At 72.5% G+C, this 14888-nt stretch carries 16 protein-coding genes; 4 read left to right on the top strand and 12 right to left on the bottom strand.

Going from position 1 to position 14888, the window contains the following annotated elements:
* Nucleotides 1–6 precede the first annotated feature (6 nt).
* From iolD to FHR33_RS04980, 9 genes are all read right to left on the bottom strand, one after another.
* The gene (gene iolD, locus FHR33_RS04940) at nucleotides 7–1848 is read right to left on the bottom strand and encodes a 3D-(3,5/4)-trihydroxycyclohexane-1,2-dione acylhydrolase (decyclizing) (protein WP_183644128.1); all 1842 of its coding nucleotides are present in this window, start codon (nucleotides 1846–1848) and stop codon (nucleotides 7–9) included.
* Nucleotides 1845–2027, bottom strand: a complete 183-nt coding sequence (locus tag FHR33_RS04945) for a hypothetical protein (protein ID WP_183644130.1) — start codon at nucleotides 2025–2027, stop codon at nucleotides 1845–1847. Before FHR33_RS04945 ends, iolD begins: the two co-directional genes overlap by 4 nt.
* Complete coding sequence (locus FHR33_RS04950; RefSeq protein ID WP_183644133.1) at nucleotides 2024–2899, bottom strand: Cgl0159 family (beta/alpha)8-fold protein; 876 nt, start codon at nucleotides 2897–2899, stop codon at nucleotides 2024–2026. The genes FHR33_RS04945 and FHR33_RS04950 overlap by 4 nt, the downstream gene beginning before the upstream one ends.
* Complete coding sequence (gene iolC / locus FHR33_RS04955; RefSeq protein WP_491565883.1) at nucleotides 2896–4038, bottom strand: 5-dehydro-2-deoxygluconokinase; 1143 nt, start codon at nucleotides 4036–4038, stop codon at nucleotides 2896–2898. The genes FHR33_RS04950 and iolC overlap by 4 nt, the downstream gene beginning before the upstream one ends.
* The gene (locus FHR33_RS04960) at nucleotides 4035–4913 is read right to left on the bottom strand and encodes a sugar phosphate isomerase/epimerase family protein (RefSeq protein ID WP_183644136.1); all 879 of its coding nucleotides are present in this window, start codon (nucleotides 4911–4913) and stop codon (nucleotides 4035–4037) included. The genes iolC and FHR33_RS04960 overlap by 4 nt, the downstream gene beginning before the upstream one ends.
* Nucleotides 4910–5992, bottom strand: a complete 1083-nt coding sequence (locus tag FHR33_RS04965; protein WP_183644139.1) for a Gfo/Idh/MocA family protein — start codon at nucleotides 5990–5992, stop codon at nucleotides 4910–4912. Before FHR33_RS04965 ends, FHR33_RS04960 begins: the two co-directional genes overlap by 4 nt.
* A 26-nt stretch (nucleotides 5993–6018) precedes the next feature.
* Nucleotides 6019–6186, bottom strand: a complete 168-nt coding sequence (locus FHR33_RS04970; protein ID WP_183644141.1) for a hypothetical protein — start codon at nucleotides 6184–6186, stop codon at nucleotides 6019–6021.
* On the bottom strand, nucleotides 6183–6518 hold the full coding sequence (locus FHR33_RS04975; protein ID WP_183644143.1) for a hypothetical protein: 336 nt from the start codon (nucleotides 6516–6518) through the stop codon (nucleotides 6183–6185). The genes FHR33_RS04970 and FHR33_RS04975 overlap by 4 nt, the downstream gene beginning before the upstream one ends.
* 226 nt (nucleotides 6519–6744) lie before the next feature.
* Entirely contained in the window at nucleotides 6745–7800 is a 1056-nt protein-coding gene (locus FHR33_RS04980) for a protein kinase family protein (protein ID WP_183644146.1), read from the bottom strand.
* A gap of 134 nt (nucleotides 7801–7934) precedes the next feature.
* Here FHR33_RS04980 and menC point away from each other — a divergent pair, with 134 nt between their 5' ends.
* The 4 genes from menC (at nucleotide 7935) to FHR33_RS05000 (ending at nucleotide 11453) form a co-directional block, all read left to right on the top strand.
* The gene (gene menC, locus FHR33_RS04985; RefSeq protein WP_183644149.1) at nucleotides 7935–9038 is read left to right on the top strand and encodes an o-succinylbenzoate synthase; all 1104 of its coding nucleotides are present in this window, start codon (nucleotides 7935–7937) and stop codon (nucleotides 9036–9038) included.
* An 86-nt stretch (nucleotides 9039–9124) separates the two neighbouring features.
* Nucleotides 9125–10153 carry a dipeptidase gene (locus FHR33_RS04990; protein ID WP_183644152.1) on the top strand — a complete coding sequence of 343 codons (1029 nt, stop codon included), beginning with the start codon at nucleotides 9125–9127 and terminating at the stop codon, nucleotides 10151–10153.
* Nucleotides 10150–10884: a GNAT family N-acetyltransferase gene (locus FHR33_RS04995; protein ID WP_183644155.1), complete on the top strand. Its 735-nt coding sequence runs from the start codon at nucleotides 10150–10152 to the stop codon at nucleotides 10882–10884. The genes FHR33_RS04990 and FHR33_RS04995 overlap by 4 nt, the downstream gene beginning before the upstream one ends.
* Nucleotides 10885–10925: 41 nt before the next feature.
* Complete coding sequence (locus tag FHR33_RS05000) at nucleotides 10926–11453, top strand: universal stress protein (protein WP_183644158.1); 528 nt, start codon at nucleotides 10926–10928, stop codon at nucleotides 11451–11453.
* A gap of 19 nt (nucleotides 11454–11472) precedes the next feature.
* On the opposite strand, the gene FHR33_RS05005 is transcribed toward FHR33_RS05000, so the two are convergent.
* The 3 genes from FHR33_RS05005 to FHR33_RS05015 are packed head-to-tail and all read right to left on the bottom strand — an operon-like array spanning nucleotide 11473 to nucleotide 14881.
* The gene (locus FHR33_RS05005) at nucleotides 11473–12150 is read right to left on the bottom strand and encodes an ABC transporter ATP-binding protein (protein WP_183644161.1); all 678 of its coding nucleotides are present in this window, start codon (nucleotides 12148–12150) and stop codon (nucleotides 11473–11475) included.
* Nucleotides 12147–13955: a dipeptide/oligopeptide/nickel ABC transporter permease/ATP-binding protein gene (locus FHR33_RS05010; protein WP_183644165.1), complete on the bottom strand. Its 1809-nt coding sequence runs from the start codon at nucleotides 13953–13955 to the stop codon at nucleotides 12147–12149. The genes FHR33_RS05005 and FHR33_RS05010 overlap by 4 nt, the downstream gene beginning before the upstream one ends.
* On the bottom strand, nucleotides 13955–14881 hold the full coding sequence (locus tag FHR33_RS05015) for an ABC transporter permease (RefSeq protein WP_312895995.1): 927 nt from the start codon (nucleotides 14879–14881) through the stop codon (nucleotides 13955–13957). The genes FHR33_RS05010 and FHR33_RS05015 overlap by 1 nt, the downstream gene beginning before the upstream one ends.
* Nucleotides 14882–14888: the final 7 nt, after the last annotated feature.

Genomic DNA, 14888 nt, shown 5'->3' on the forward strand with positions numbered 1-14888 from the left:
CCGTCCCTACAGCAGCGGGCGCTGGGCGCGCCTGCCCTCCTCGTAGGCGACGCGCGCCCGCCTGGTGCTCTCCAGCTCCGAGACCTGCGCGACGGGCACGTCCCACCACGACTCCGAGTCGGGCGCGGGCACCGAAGGGTCGGTCTCGACGTGCACGACCGTGGTCACCTCGGCCGCCCTGGCCTGCGCCAGCGCCTTCCTGAACTCCTCCACCGTGCTCGCCCTCAGCACCTGGGCGCCCAGGCTGGCCGCGTTGGCCGCCAGGTCGACGGGCAGCAGCGCGTCGGCGCCCCTGTAGCGGTAGCGGGTGCCGAAACGCTGCGAGCCGAGCGACTCCGACAGCGCGCCGATCGACTGGAAGCCGTGGTTCTGCACGAGCACGATGGTGAGCTTCACCCCCTCCTGCACGGCGGTGGCGATCTCCTGGGCCATCATCAGGTACGACCCGTCGCCCACCATGACGGTCACCTCGCGCGAGGGGTCGGCCATCTTCACGCCGAGCCCTCCGGCGATCTCGTAGCCCATGCAGGAGTAGCCGTACTCGACGTGGTAGCCCTTCGGATCGCGGGTGCGCCAGAGCTTGTGCAGGTCGCCCGGCATGCTGCCGGCCGCGCACACCACCACGTCGGCGGGCTCGCTCAGCTCCTGCACGACGCCGATGATCTCCGACTGGGCGGGCAGCGGGCCGTGGCCGAGGGTGTGGGCGCGGGTGACCGTCCGCTCCCACTCCTGCGCCAGCCGTACGGCCAGCGCGGCGTAGTCGCCCTCCACCGACCAGCCGCGCAGCCCGTCGGCCAGCGCGAGCAGTCCCGCGCGCGCGTCGGCGACCAGCGGCACGCCCGCATGCTTGTAGGCGTCGACGGGCGCGACGTTGAGGTTGACGAAGCGCACGCCGGGGTGCTGGAAGGCGGTGCGGGAGGCGGTGGTGAAGTCGCTCCACCTGGTGCCCACGCCGATCACCACGTCGGCCTCGCGGGCCAGCGTGTTGGCGGCGGTGGTACCCGTCGCGCCGATCGCGCCCACGGCGGAGGGGTGGTCGAAGGGCAGTGAGCCCTTGCCCGCCTGCGTCTCGGCGACCGGGATGCCCGTCGCCTCGGCCAGCGCCCGCAGCGCGCCCGTCGCCTCGCTGTAGATGGTGCCGCCGCCGCTGACGAGGAGCGGCCTGCGCGCGGTCCTGATCAGCTCGACGGCCTCGGCGAGGTCCTCGGCGGCCGGGGCGGGGCGGCGGACCTTCCACACCCGCTCGGCGAACAGCTCCTCGGGGAAGTCGTGGGCCTCGGCCTGCACGTCCTGGGGCATCGCGAGCGTCACCGCGCCGGTGGCGGCGGGGTCGGTGATCACCCTCGTCGCCGCCAGGAGGGAGGAGGCCAGTTGCTCGGGCCTGCTGATCCTGTCGAAGAAGACCGACACGGGCCTGAAGCAGTCGTTGACGCTGACGTCGAGGGAGCCTGGCAGCTCCAGCTCCTGCAACACCGGCGAGGCCACGCGCGTGGCGAAGGTGTCGGCGGGCAGCAGCAGGACGGGCACCCTGTTGATCGTGGCCAGCGCCGCGCCCGTGACCATGTTGGTCGCGCCAGGCCCGATCGAGGTGGTGCAGGCGAAGGTCGACAGCCTGTTCCTCATCCGCGCGTAGCCGACGGCTGTGTGCACCATCGCCTGCTCGTTCCTCGGCAGGTGGTAGGGCAGGGCGTCGCCCGCCTCCAGCAGCGCCTGGCCGAGGCCCGCGACGTTGCCGTGCCCGAAGATGCCGAAGCATCCCGCGAACAGTCGTTGCCGCACGCCGTCGCGCTCGGTCCACTGGTTGGCGAGGAACCTGACGGTCGCCTGCGCGACGGTCAGCACGGTCATGACGTCCTCCCGAAGGACAGCCCGGGGTCGGCGGGCAGTCCGGCACAGGTGTCGCGGATCCAGGCGTGCGCGGGGTCGTCGCACGACAGCCGGACCCGCTCGCCGGGACCCGCGAGCTCGGGCGTGAGCTCCGGTTCGTACGGCCCAGCCGCCGGCGAGCCCCTGCGGTGGCGGCTCACAGCAGCCCCACCGCCGCGTCGACGGCGGAGACGACGTCGTCGTCGGGCGGGTAGAGCAGCGACCTGCCGACGGCGAGGCCGCGCGCGGTCGGGCAGGCCAGCGCCTTGCGCCATCGGGCGAACACCGCCTCCTGGTCGGAGTCCACCTCGCCGCCGAGGATGACGACGGGCAGCGTGGTGGCGGCCATCACGCGCTCCATGTCGTCCACCACGGGCAGCTTGAGCCAGGTGTAGGCGGAGGTGCTGCCGAGCGCCGCGGCGATCGCGGCCGCCTTCACCGTGGCGTCGGCGGTCAGGACGTTGCGCACCAGGCCGTCCACTCGGTGCGAGATGAACGGCTCGACCATCGCCAGCAGGTCGCGCCTGGCCAGGTCGTTGACGGCCCTGGCGGTCGCCTCGAGGGTGTCGACGCTGGCGGGGTCGGCGTAGTCGATCCTGGTCAGCGTCTTGCCGCCCTCGAACCGCATCGCCTGGATCCTGGCGGCGTCGTAGCCGGTGAACCTGTCGTCCATCTCGAAGGCCGAGCCCGCGAGGCCGCCGCGGTTCATCGAGCCGATGACGACCTTGCCGTCGAGCGCGCCGAGCAGCAGGAGGTCCTCGAGGATGTCGGGGGTGCCGAGGACGCCGTTGACGCCTGGCCTGGCCAGGGCGGTGCAGAGCCGGTCGAGCAGGTCGAGCCTGTCGGCCATGGCCATGGGGCGGTTGCCCGCGCTGAGCGCGCCTCTGGCGGGGTGGTCGGCGGCGATCACCATGAGCTTGCCGTGCTCGCCGAGCAGGCTGTCGGGGCGCAGCCGCAGGGCGGCGGCCTCGGCGATGGCGGCGGGCCTGTTGGCTCTGGTCTCGACGAGCGTCGCGAGCCTGTCCTGGATCATGAGCGCTCTCCTGTGAGGTTCGTCGGCGGATCGAAGGCGGGCACGGGGCCAGGGTCGCGCGGCGGTCCGGCCACCGGGACGGGGCGGGAGCTCTCCGGGGGCTTCGACGAGGGTGCGGGGCCGGACACCGGGGCGAGAGAGGCGGAGTGGGCGGCGGTCAGGGTGGTTCCCGACCCGGCCAGCTCCAGCACCGCCTCCACCTCGGCGGAGGTCGGCATGGCGTCGGCGCACGACAGCCGTGAGGCGACGATCGCGCCTGCCGCGTTGGCGAAGCGGACGGTCCGCTCCAGGTCCCAGCCGGACAGCAGGCCGTGGCACAGGGCGCCGCCGAAGGCGTCCCCCGCGCCGAGCCCGTTGACGACCTCCACGGGGACGGGCGGCCCGACGACCGTGGTGACGCCGTCGGTGGCGAGCACCCCGTCCGGTCCCTGCTTGACGATCGCGATCTTCACCCCGGCGGCCAGCAGCAGGGCGGCGGCCGACTCGGCGTCGTGCGAGCCGACGGCGACCGCGCACTCCTCCAGGTTGCCGACCGCGACCGTGGCGTGCGGCAGCGCCTGCCGGACGAAGCGGGCCGCCTCCTCGCGAGAGGCCCAGAACATCGGCCGGTAGTCCAGGTCGAGCACCACCGTCCCCGTGGCGGCGCCCAGCGCGGCCAGGGTGGCCGACCTGCTGGGCTCCTGGCACAGGCCCGTCACCGTCGCCCAGAAGATCTCGGCCCGCGCGATGGCGGACAGGTCCAGCTCCTCCGGGTGGATCTGCAGGTCCGGCGCGGTCGGGAAGCGGTAGAAGTACAGCGGGAAGTCGTCGGGGGGAAACAGCTCGCAGAACGTGACGGGCGTCGGCATCCCCGCGACCGGCGTCACGTACCTGTCGTCGACGCCGAAGCCTCTGAGCGCGTCGTGCAGGAACTCCCCGAACGGGTCGGCGCCCGTCCTGGTGATGACCGCAGAGGAGCGCCCGTGCCTGGCTGCGGCCACGGCGACGTTGGACGGCGAGCCGCCGAGGTACTTGCCGAAGGTCTCGACGTGCCGGAGCGAGAGGCCGCTCTGCAGCGGGTAGACGTCCACCCCGATCCGGCCCATCGTGATGAGCTCGGTGACGAGCCCGCTGACGAGCCCTGTGGTCGGCTCGGTCACAGACGCTCCGCCAGCCAGGTGTGGTTGTGCCGCTGGTCGGCGATGACGGCGTCCCACGTCTCGGCGGTGACGGCGGCGCTGTCCTGCTCGATGACGTACCAGCCGGCGTAGCCGTTGGCCTTGAGCTGGGCCAGGAAGGGCTCGAGCGCGACGTCGCCCCGGCCGAGCGGGCAGGCCACCTCAGCCCACCACGACTCGAGATGGACGTCGCCGCGGGCCTTGGCGGCGGCGACGACGGCGTGGCGCACGTCCTTGACGTGGACGTGGTCCACGCGGTCGGCGTACTTCTCCGCGTAGGCCGCGGGCGAGGCGCCGCCGAGTTCGAAGTGGCCGCTGTCGAGGCAGAGCGAGACGTCGGTCAGCTCCATGAGCCTGTCGATCTCGGCGGCCTGCTCGACGTAGGTGGCGTAGTGGGGGTGGAAGACGGGGCGCACGCCGTACGACCTGACGACCTCGCAGGCGGCGGCGACGCGGTCGGCGGCGCGCTGCCAGGTGGCGGCGTCCCAGCCGTCTCCGGTGCGCCAGGGGTTGGCGCGCAGGGCGTCGTCGCCCTCGTCGGCGAGGACGGCCACCACGTCGGGGTTGCCCGAGGCGGCCAGCTCCTCCAGGGTGTGGCGCATGGCGGCCAGGTCGGCGGCCAGCACCTCCTCCGACAGCGACAGGTGCAGCGGCACGTAGGAGCCGACGACCGTGAGGCCGTTGTCGGCGAACAGCCTGGCGGTCTCGGCGGGCGAGCCGAAGAATCCGGGAGGGCCGAGCTCGCTGCCGGTGTATCCGGCCGCGGCCATGGCCTCGAGCAGCTCGACCGGCTTCATGTCGATGGACTGGCCGCCCAGCACTCCGTAGCTGCAGGGCGCAGAGGCGATCTTGTTCATGCGAGGCTCCTTGCGATCTGCTGGAGGGCGGCGGTGTCGTAGGCGGCGCCGGTGGCGGTGGACAGGACGGGCGCGCCTTCGGTGACGGAGGCGTGGAAGGCGAGCAGCTCGTGGACGAAGCCGGTGCGGTGGTCGGAGACGAGGCGGGTGGTGGCCCGCTCACCCCCCTGCATGCTCTCGACGACCAGCTCGGCCCTGGCGTCGCGCAGGTAGGGGCCCGGCATGCTGAGGTAGAGGCGGCCGGCCGAGCCGAAGACCGCGATCTCCTCGCCGTAGTCGGGGAAGTCGGGCAGCCAGTTCCACGACAGCGACAGCTGGGCGTCGCCGAGCGTGCCGAGCGCCTGCAACTGCGGCGGCTCCTCCAGCTTCACGCCGGGCTTGAGCCCCGCGGCCTGGGCGTGGGCGATGGTGAGCGGCTGCTCGCCGAACAGGGCGCGCAGCACCGACAGCTCGTGCACGACCGAGCCCTGCAGCACGTTGGTGTAGATCGACACGTACGGCTCGCCGAGGTCGCCGACGGCCTCGGCCGCCTTCGCCCGCTCGTAGGAGGTGTCGACGGCGGTGGGGTCGACGTCGCCGTAGCGCAGGTGGCGCTGGTGGGCGAACTGCGGGTCGTCGTCGGGGTGCAGCACGGTCACCCGCACGAGCCTGAGCGCGCCCAGGCTGGCCAGCTCGGCGCGGGCGCGGGCCATGATCGGGTCGTACATCTTCATGTAGGCCACCTGCAGCACCAGGCCCTTGGCCGCGGCCAGCGCGTCGAGCTCCAGGCACTCGGCCGTGGTGTGCGCGAACGGCTTCTCCGCCAGCACGTGCTTGCCCGCCTCGAGCGCCCTGCGGGCTAGGTAGGCGTGGGTGCCCGGGGTCAGGATGAGGACCGCGTCCACCTCGGGGTCGGCCAGCACCTCGGCGGCGTCGGTCGAGTGCCGCACGGGCCCGCCGTACTCCGCGGCGACCTGCGCGGCCAGCGTGGCCGACAGGTCGCAGACGTGGGTGACCTGGTACTTCTCGCGCAGCGTCTGGAGGTTTTGCAGGTGGACGGCCTGGGCGATGAGCCCGAGACCGATGACGCCGAGGCGCATGGGTGACTCCTGTCCGATGAGCGGCATCACGCGACGCCGGTGTCCTTGACGATGACCGTGAAGCGCTCGGCCGTCAGCCCGGCCGTCGAGCCGGTGGCCGGCGTGCGGCGGGCGGCGGTGTTCGAAGGTGACGTGCCGTCCTTGGGCCGCTCGCGCGGGCGCGGACCGCAGGCGACGTTCTCCTCGACCGTCATGTGCGGCCAGAGCGCGGCGCGGCGACCTTGTACCTGTCGAGGTCGAGCCGCACGGTCCAGCCCCCTGCGGGGATCGGGCCCGCGACGCAGCCGGGGGTGGTGTCGCTCGCCCCGACCCTGGGCACCAGGCGGCGAGGTCCTGGCCCGCCGGGGCGCTGCGCGTGCCTGCGGAAGGTGCCGTCGGGCTCCAGGAGGACGGCGGAGATCTGGACGACGTCCACGATCTTGTCGCACTCCAGCTCGCCCGTCTCCTCGGGCACGTGGTGCGGGTCGAGACCGGGGTCGTGCAGGCAGGTCGCGAGGCTGAGCGGCTCGGCGGCCATCAGGGACATCCCCTTTCGTGTCGCTTGTGGGGATTTTCTATCGAGTGGGACAGCGCCGTGTCAAACCTTTGTTAAGACATTAGGTCCAACTGATGTATGGTCCCTGATCGTGCCCATTCCGCGCTGAGCTGGAGCTTCACGGATGGAGCGGGACATTGCACGACTCAAGGGCAGCCGCCCCGACCGCCCTCGACGGGTGCGAGGAGCCCGCGTGGCGCCCCACCGGCGGCCCCGTCTAGAGCGCCACGCCGTCGGCCAGGCGGCGGGCCTCGTCGGCCCATCCGGCCAGGAACATCATCGCCGCACCGCGCTCGCGGTAGCGGCGGGCCGCCTCGACGGGCCGCCCGCCCCCGTAGTCGAGCTGCTCCCTGTCCACCGCGCGCAGCATCATGGGCACCAGCCAGTCGTACTTGACCGCCGAGGCGCACACCGCCAGCCGTACCAGCCGCTCGTCACCCGACCAGCCCGCCTCCCTCAGGCCCCGCACGTAGGCGCCGAAGACGGCGCGGTCGAGGGCGGGCAGCTCGGAGGCGGGCACGAACAGGTCGAAGGCGCTGTCGGGCACGTGGTTGCCGATGTCCTCACCGAGCGCGCCGTCACCGGCGAAGGCCCAGTCCAGCAGGACGGTCTCCGGCCCGCGCGCCAGCAGGTTGTTCGGCCACACGTCCAGGTGGCACAGGGCGCGCGGCAGCGACTCCATCAGGCGCAGGAACCACTCGCGGTCCCTGTGCAGCCTGACCAGCTCCGCGCGCAGGCCGGGCGGGAAGTGCTCGCTCACCAGCGGGTGCCGCCATGCCGCCTCGTCGTCGAGCAGCTCGTACGGCACGTCCTTCGACTCCACGTACTCGCGCAGGAACGACCTGCTCAGCCACGGCCGGTCGGGCGCGAGCGAGCCGCCCTGAGCCCTGCCCAGCTGCCTGGCCATCACCGCGTGCCGCTCGAAGGTGAGCCGCTCGCCCCCGGCGTCCTCCAGGTAGAGCGCCACGTCGCCGTCGTCCCTCTCGACCATCGCGACCAGCTCGGGCGCGCGCAGCCCGCTGCCCTTCCACAGCTCGGGCAGCCCGTCGGCGTAGACCTCGGCCTCCCTGCGCCAGTAGTTCCAGTGCCTGGGGTCGTGCGAGGCGGCCCACCCCAGCCCGCCCTCGTCCGCGCTGGTGAGCACCTTGAGGATGACGGGCCGCTCGCCGCGCAGCCGCCAGATGCCCTTGGTCACCGCGTTCATGGCGTTGTGCGTCAGCGGCTCGGCCGTCCATTCGCTCCAGCCCAGCACCGCGCGGATTTCGTCGCTCACCTGGAGATCATAGGTCCCCCTCGATTGGGGGTAGGACACGAAGAAACCGCCTGATTCGGGCGTCCGGCACGAATCGTCGGGGGACCGTCGTGGCCTAGCGTCGGACGGAGTCCGTGCTACGAAGTGGAGAGAGCATGAAAATCACCGGAGTGGAGCTGCGCCGGATCGCGATGCCGCTGGTCGCGCCGTTCCGCACGTCGTTCGGCACCGAGCACGACAGGGACGTCCTCCTGGTCAGAGTGGTCACCCCCGATGCCGAGGGGTGGGGCGAGTGCGTGGCGATGTCGGAGCCGCTCTACTCCTCCGAGTACGTCGACGGAGCCGCCGCGGTGATCCGCCGCTTCCTGCTGCCCGCGCTGCCCGACAACGTCGACGCGTACGGCGTGGGCCACGCCCTCGAGCCGATCAAGGGCCACCGCATGGCCAAGGCGGCGCTGGAGACGGCCGTGCTCGACGCCCAGCTGAGGGCCTCGGGCGAGTCGTTCGGCCAGTTCCTCGGCGCCACGAGGGACAGGGTGCCGTGCGGGGTGTCGGTCGGCATCATGGACTCCATCCCGCAGCTGCTCGAGGCGGTGGAGGGCTATCTGGACGAGGGCTACGTCAGGATCAAGCTGAAGATCGAGCCCGGCTGGGACGTCGAGCCGGTGCGCGCGGTCAGGGAGCGGTTCGGCGACGAGGTGTTGCTGCAGGTCGACGCGAACGCCGCCTACACCCTGGTCGACGCCCAGCAGCTGGCCAGGCTCGACGACTTCGGCCTGCTGCTGATCGAGCAGCCGCTGGCGAACGACGACCTGGTGCAGCACGCCGAGCTGGCCAAGCGCCTGCGCACCCCGATCTGCCTGGATGAGTCGATCGAGTCGGCCGAGCACGCGGCGGCCGCCATCTCGCTCAAGGCCTGCTCGATCGTCAACATCAAGCCGGGCAGGATCGGCGGATACCTGGAGGCGCGGCGCATCCACGACCTGTGCAGGGCGCACGGCATCGCGGTGTGGTGCGGGGGCATGCTGGAGACGGGCCTCGGCAGGGCCGCCAACGTGGCGCTGGCCGCGCTGCCCGGCTTCACCCTGCCGGGCGACACCTCAGGCTCGCGCCGTTACTACGCCACCGACATCACCGAGCCCTTCGAGCTCGACGGCGGCCACCTCACCGTGCCGTCGGGCCCCGGCCTGGGCGTCGATCCCGTCAAGGAGATCCTCGAGGAGGTCACCACCTCGACGGAGTGGATCCCGCTCGGCTGAGCGGTTGGGCTCCCGCACGAAGAACGGCCCGGTCTTGATGTCACAGGACGAATTCGGGACTTGTGCTTTGGCATAGCGTCACGGACATGTCGCTGGACCTCCACCGCCGCGCCGTGGTCGCGGACACCCATAACGACCTGTTGATGGCCGTAGCCGCGCGCCCACCCGAGCGGTGGGCGCCCTTCTTCGCCGAGCAGTGGCTGCCCCAGCTGCGCGAGGGCGGGGTGCGGCTGCAGGTGCTGCCCGTCTTCATCGACGACGCCTTCAGGCCCGAGGGCTCGCTGAGGCAGACGCTGCGCATGATCGAGTGCGCGCACGTCATCGCCGAGGGCAACGCCGACGCCGTGGCGCTCTGCCTCGACGCCGCCCAGATCGACGCCGCCCTCGCCGAGGACAGGATCGCCCTGGTCCTGGCCATGGAGAGCATGCCGGGCATCGACGCCAGCGTGGAACTGATCCCGACCATGCACCGCCTCGGCGTCCGGGTCGCCTCGATCGCCCACTGGGGCCGCACCCCCCTGGCCGACGGCAGCGGCGAGGACGCCACCGGCAGCGGCCTCACCTCCCACGGCGTCGAGGCGCTCAAGGAGATGGAACGCCTCGGCATCCTGTTCGACGTCTCCCACCTCGGCGCCTCAGGCGTCGCCCACGTGCTGGAGCTGGCCACCAGGCCCGTCATCGCCACCCACTCCTCGGCCAGAGCCCTGCGCGACCACCACCGCAACCTCACCGACGAGCAGATCAGAGGCGTCGCGGCGACGGGCGGCGTCGTGTGCGTGAACTTCTTCCCGCACTTCCTGGCAGCCGACCCCTCCGGCTACACCCTCGACACGCTCGTGGACCACATCGAGCACATCGCCTCCGTCGCCGGCGTCGACCACGTGGGGCTGGGCCCCGACTTCGTCCGCGAGGTGCTGCAGGACCTGACCCCGCCCTGCTGCGAGGACCTCGGCTTCGGCGAGCTCGACCCCTACGCCACCGTTCAGGGGCTCGAAGGGCCCCGAGGGCTGCCCCTGGTCACCGAGGCCCTGCTCGGCAGGGGCGTCCCCGACAAGGACGTGCTAAAGATCCTCGGCGGCAACGTGCACCGGCTCCTCGGCGAGGCCCTGCGGTGATCGAGATCAGGGAGCTGCACCGCCTGGAGGAGTTCGCCGAGGCCTTCAGGCTCTTCTCCGGCATCTGGGGCTTCGAGCCAGGCAACCAGCCGGTCAACCCCGAGATGATGCGGGCGCTCTCGCACGCGGGCAACTACGTGGCGGGCGCCTACGAGGGCGGGCTGATGGTCGGCGCCTCGGTGGCCTTCTTCGCCGAGGGCGCCGCGCTGCACTCCCACATCACGGGAGCGCTCACCGGCAGGGGCATCGGGCTGGAGCTCAAGCGGCACCAGCGCAGGTGGGCGCTCGATCGCGGGCTCGACCGCATCACCTGGACCTACGACCCGCTGGTGCGCCGCAACGCGCACTTCAACCTGACCAAGCTGGGCGCCAGGCCCGAGAAGTACCTGCCCAGCTTCTACGGCGCGATGGACGACGCCGTCAACAAGGGGGACGACTCGGATCGGCTGCTGGCCGTGTGGCGGCTGGGCGCGCCCCCTTCGCCGTTCACCGTCGAGGGGGCGCGGGTGGCGCTGCGCGAGGAGGCGGGCAGGCCCGTCGAGGGCTCCATGGACGCCCGGGTCCTGCTGGTGGCGGTCCCCGAGGACGTGGAGTCGCTGCGCAAGGAGGACGCGGGCGCGGCGAAGGCCTGGCGGCACGCGGTGCGCGACGTGCTGGGCGGGCTGCTCAATGGTGGCGCCCGGGTAACAGGTTTCCACGCGAAGTCCTATTACGTGGTCGAGCGGCCCTGAGGGGCGCAGTATGGACGCGTACCTCTTTCGAGGAGGACGCGATGCTACCCGTGGAACCGCGTGTGATCGTCGGGGTGGACGACTCTCCCGCCTCCCGCTGGGCGCTGGCCTGGGCGGTCGGCGCGGCCCGGCTGTGGGGCATGGCGCTGGTCGCCGTCCATGTCAGCCGGGCCCCCGTGCACCCCTTTCCCGAGGCGCTGCCGTACACGCACGCGATCAGGCAGTTCGAGGAGGCCAGGAGCGTCGAGCTCATCCACGACCTGTTCGAGGACATGGCGGGCGGGACACCCTCCGACCTCACCACGGCCTCGCTCGCCAGGCTCGGCGAGCCGGGGCCGCTGCTGGTGGAGCTGGCCAGGCCAGGCGACCTGCTGGTGGTGGGCAGGGGGCGTAGGGGTGGGCTGGACAGGCTGCTGCTGCCCTCCACCCGCCGCTACTGCATCCGCCACGCGCGCTGCACGCTGGTCATCGTGCCCACCCCGCCCGCCTCCGAGCCGATGACGGGCCCCGCCGTCGCGGCCCGTCCGTCGTGGATGCGGTGGCTGTCGCCGCGGCACCACGCGAGGTGACGGCGCTCGGGCGGCCTGCTCAGGGAGCGGGCAGGCGCGGCACGGCCGCCAGCAGGTCGCGGGTGTAGGGGTGCGCGGGCGTCTCCACCACCTGCCGGGTGGGGCCGTGCTCGACCACCCTGCCCTCCCGCATCACCGCGATCTCGTCGGCGACGTAGCGCACCACGGCCAGGTTGTGCGAGATGAACAGCATCGACAGCCCCAGCTCGGCCCTGAGGCCGCGCACGAGGTTGAGCACCGCGCCCTGCACGGACACGTCGAGGGCCGAGGTGATCTCGTCGGCCACCAGCAGTCTCGGCGAGGCGCCCAGCGCCCTGGCGATCGCCACGCGCTGCCGCATGCCGCCCGACAGCTCGCGCGGATAGCGGGAGGCCAGCTGCGGGGGCAGCGACACGAGGCCGAGCAGCCGCTCGACGTCCGCGGGCGTGGGACGGCGCAGCCCTTCGGCCACCGAGGCGCCGACGGTCATCCTGGGGTTCAGCGAGGCGTAGGGGTCCTGGAAGACCATCTGCACGCCGTCGCCGTCGACGATCTCCCCCGTGTACGGCACCAGCCCGCTCACCGCTCGCGCCAGGGTGGACTTGCCCGACCCCGACTCGCCGACCAGGCCGACGATGCGGCCCTCGGGGACCTCCAGCGTGACGTCGTCCACGGCGGTGAACGCGCCGAACCTGACGGTCAGCCCTTTGATGATCATGATGCCTCCCAGCAGGCGACACGGTGCGCCTTGCCGTGCTCTTCCAGTGGCGGGCGCGTGGCCGTACAGCGGTCGGTGGACAGGGCGCAGCGCTCGGCGAACGCGCACCCCTCCCCCACCTCGGCCGGGCCGGGCTGACGGCCGGGGATGCTGGCCAGCGGGAGCGACCTGTCGGCCGACATGTCGGGCACCGAGGCGACCAGCGCGCGGGTGTAGGGGTGGGCGGCGCCCGAGACGAGCCTGTCGGCGGGCAGCTCCTCCACCACGCGGCCCGCGTACATGACCACCACCCTGTCGCACAGCGACCCGACCACGGCCATGTCGTGCGAGATGAACAGCGTCGCCGCCGCGCTCTCCTCGGTGACCTCGCGCAGCAGGCGAAGGATCTCCCGCTGGACGGTGACGTCGAGGCCGGTGGTCGGCTCGTCGGCGATGATGAGCCTGGGCACGCCCATGAGTCCCATCGCGATGACCGCGCGCTGCCGCATCCCGCCTGACAGCTGGTGCGGGTGCTGCCTCGCCCTGCGGGCCGGTTCGGAGATGCGCACGTGGCCGAGCCTGTCGACGGCCCTTTGCCAGGCCTCGGCTCTGGTCGCCCCCTGGTGGACGGTGGCCACCTCGGCGAGCTGGCCGCCGACCTTGAGTGCGGGGTTGAGCGAGGCCATCGGGTCCTGGAAGACCATGGCCAGCGAGGTGCCGAGCAGTTTCCTGCGCTCGGTGGCCGGCAGCGCGTGGACGTCCTGCCCGTCGAGCAGGACGGGGCCGCCGCCGACCACGCCGGGATAGGGCACGAGGCCGCCGACGGCGTAGGCCGTCAGGCTCTTGCCGCTGCCCGACTCGCCGACCAGGCCGACGATCTCGCCAGGCCCCACGGTGAGCGACACCTCGCGCACCGGCGTGACGCCGCCGGGGAAGGTGACGGTGAGGTTCCTGACCTCCAGCACGGCCTCGGGGTCGGCCTCCCCTGCCTCCGGCGCCGGCGCGGCGGGCGCGGCGCCCTTCGGGACGGTGGAGCGAGTGGCGCTCTTGGCCAGCGCCTCGCCCATGAGGTTGAAGCCGAGCCCCGCCAGCACCACCATGAACGCCGGCCCGAGCGCGACCATCGGATTGACGTAGATGCGCGCGAACCCGTCGAACAGCAGCCGTCCCCAGTCGTAGCCCGGCGCCTGCACGCCGAGGCCGAGGAAGGACATGCCCGCCAGGCCGACCAGGCTGGCCCCGATCATGACGGTCAGGTTGAGGATGAGGGGTTCGGCGATGTTCGGCAGCACGTGCCTGCGCACGATCGTCGCCTTCGAGACGCCCAGCATGCGGGCGGCGGCCACGAAGTCGGAGCCCGCGATGGAGGCGGCCAGCGTCTGGGTGAGCCTGGCGAAGGCGGGGGCGAGCGCCACGCCGATGCCGAGCACCGCGCCCCGCGCGCCGAGCCCCGCGACGACGGCGGTGAACATGGCCAGCAGCAGCCCTGGAAAGGCCACCAGCGCGCTGACCGTGGAGCTCACGAGCCGTCCGAGCCTGCGCGGCAGGACGGAGGGGAGGGTGCCGAGCACCACACCGATCGCCGCGCCGATGGCGGTGGCCAGCGCGGCCAGCAGCAGGGAGAGCCTGGCCGCCACGAGCACCCTGGCCAGGATGTCGCGGCCGAGGTTGTCGGTGCCCAGCGGGTGCGCGGCCGAGACGCCCTGCAACGCGGCGACGGGGTCGATCAGCTCGGCCCTGTCGCCCCAGATCGGGGGCCCTACGACGGCCAGCACGAGCATGAGCGCGACGATGGCCGCCCCTGCCAGACCTGAGGGGGTCCGCATCAGCTCTCCTTGATGGTCGACTTGGGATCGAGCACGGCCAGCGCCAGGTCCACGGCGGTGTTCACGACGAGCACGATCGCCCCGTAGACGAGGATCACGCCCTGCGCGACGGGGAAGTCCTTCTGCGTGATCGCCTCGGTCATCCGCATGCCGAGTCCCGGCCACGCGAAGACGGACTCGACCAGCACGCTGCCCGCGATGAGGCCGCCGAGCAGCAGCCCTCCCGTGGTCAGCGTGGCGGTGAGCGCGTTGGGCAGCACGTGCCCGAGGTGGACCCGCGCGGCGGGCAGCCGCTTGGCCCTGGCCAGGCGGACGTAGTCCTTGCCCAGCTCGCGGGCCGTCTCGGCCCTGACGAGGCGGGCGATGAGCGCGGCGGGCCCGATGGACAGCGCGGCCACGGGCAGCAGGTACGACAGCGCTCCAGCCTTGCCCGCGGGGGGCAGCCAGCCGAGCACGACGGCGAAGACGACGACCAGCGCGATCGAGTAGAGGAACTCGGGGACCGCGACCGCGGCGCCCGTGCCGGTGGTGAAGCCCACCTCGGTGCCCCTGTTGCGGCCGTTCTCCGTGCGGATCGCGGCCCACAGCCCGAGCGGCACCCCCACCAGCAGCGACACCAGGGTCGCGAGGACGGCCAGCGACAGCGTGTTGGGCAGCCGGTCCATCACGATCTGGCCGACCGGCTCCCCGCTGAGGAAGGAGGTGCCGAAGTCGCCGGCGAGCACGCCCCCGACGTAGTCGAGGAACTGCCGGACCAGCGAGTCGTCCAGGCCCAGGGCGGCCCTGCGGGCGGCGATCAGGTCCGGAGGGGCCTGGGGGCCGAGGGCCGCCCTGACCGGGTCGCCCGGGATGAGGTGGATCATCGCGAACGTCGCGGCCATCAGGGCGGCCAGCCCCGCCGCGAACCTGAGCAGGCGGCGCAGCACGAACAAG

Source organism: Nonomuraea dietziae, assembly GCF_014195505.1.
Lineage (GTDB): Bacteria > Actinomycetota > Actinomycetes > Streptosporangiales > Streptosporangiaceae > Nonomuraea > Nonomuraea roseola.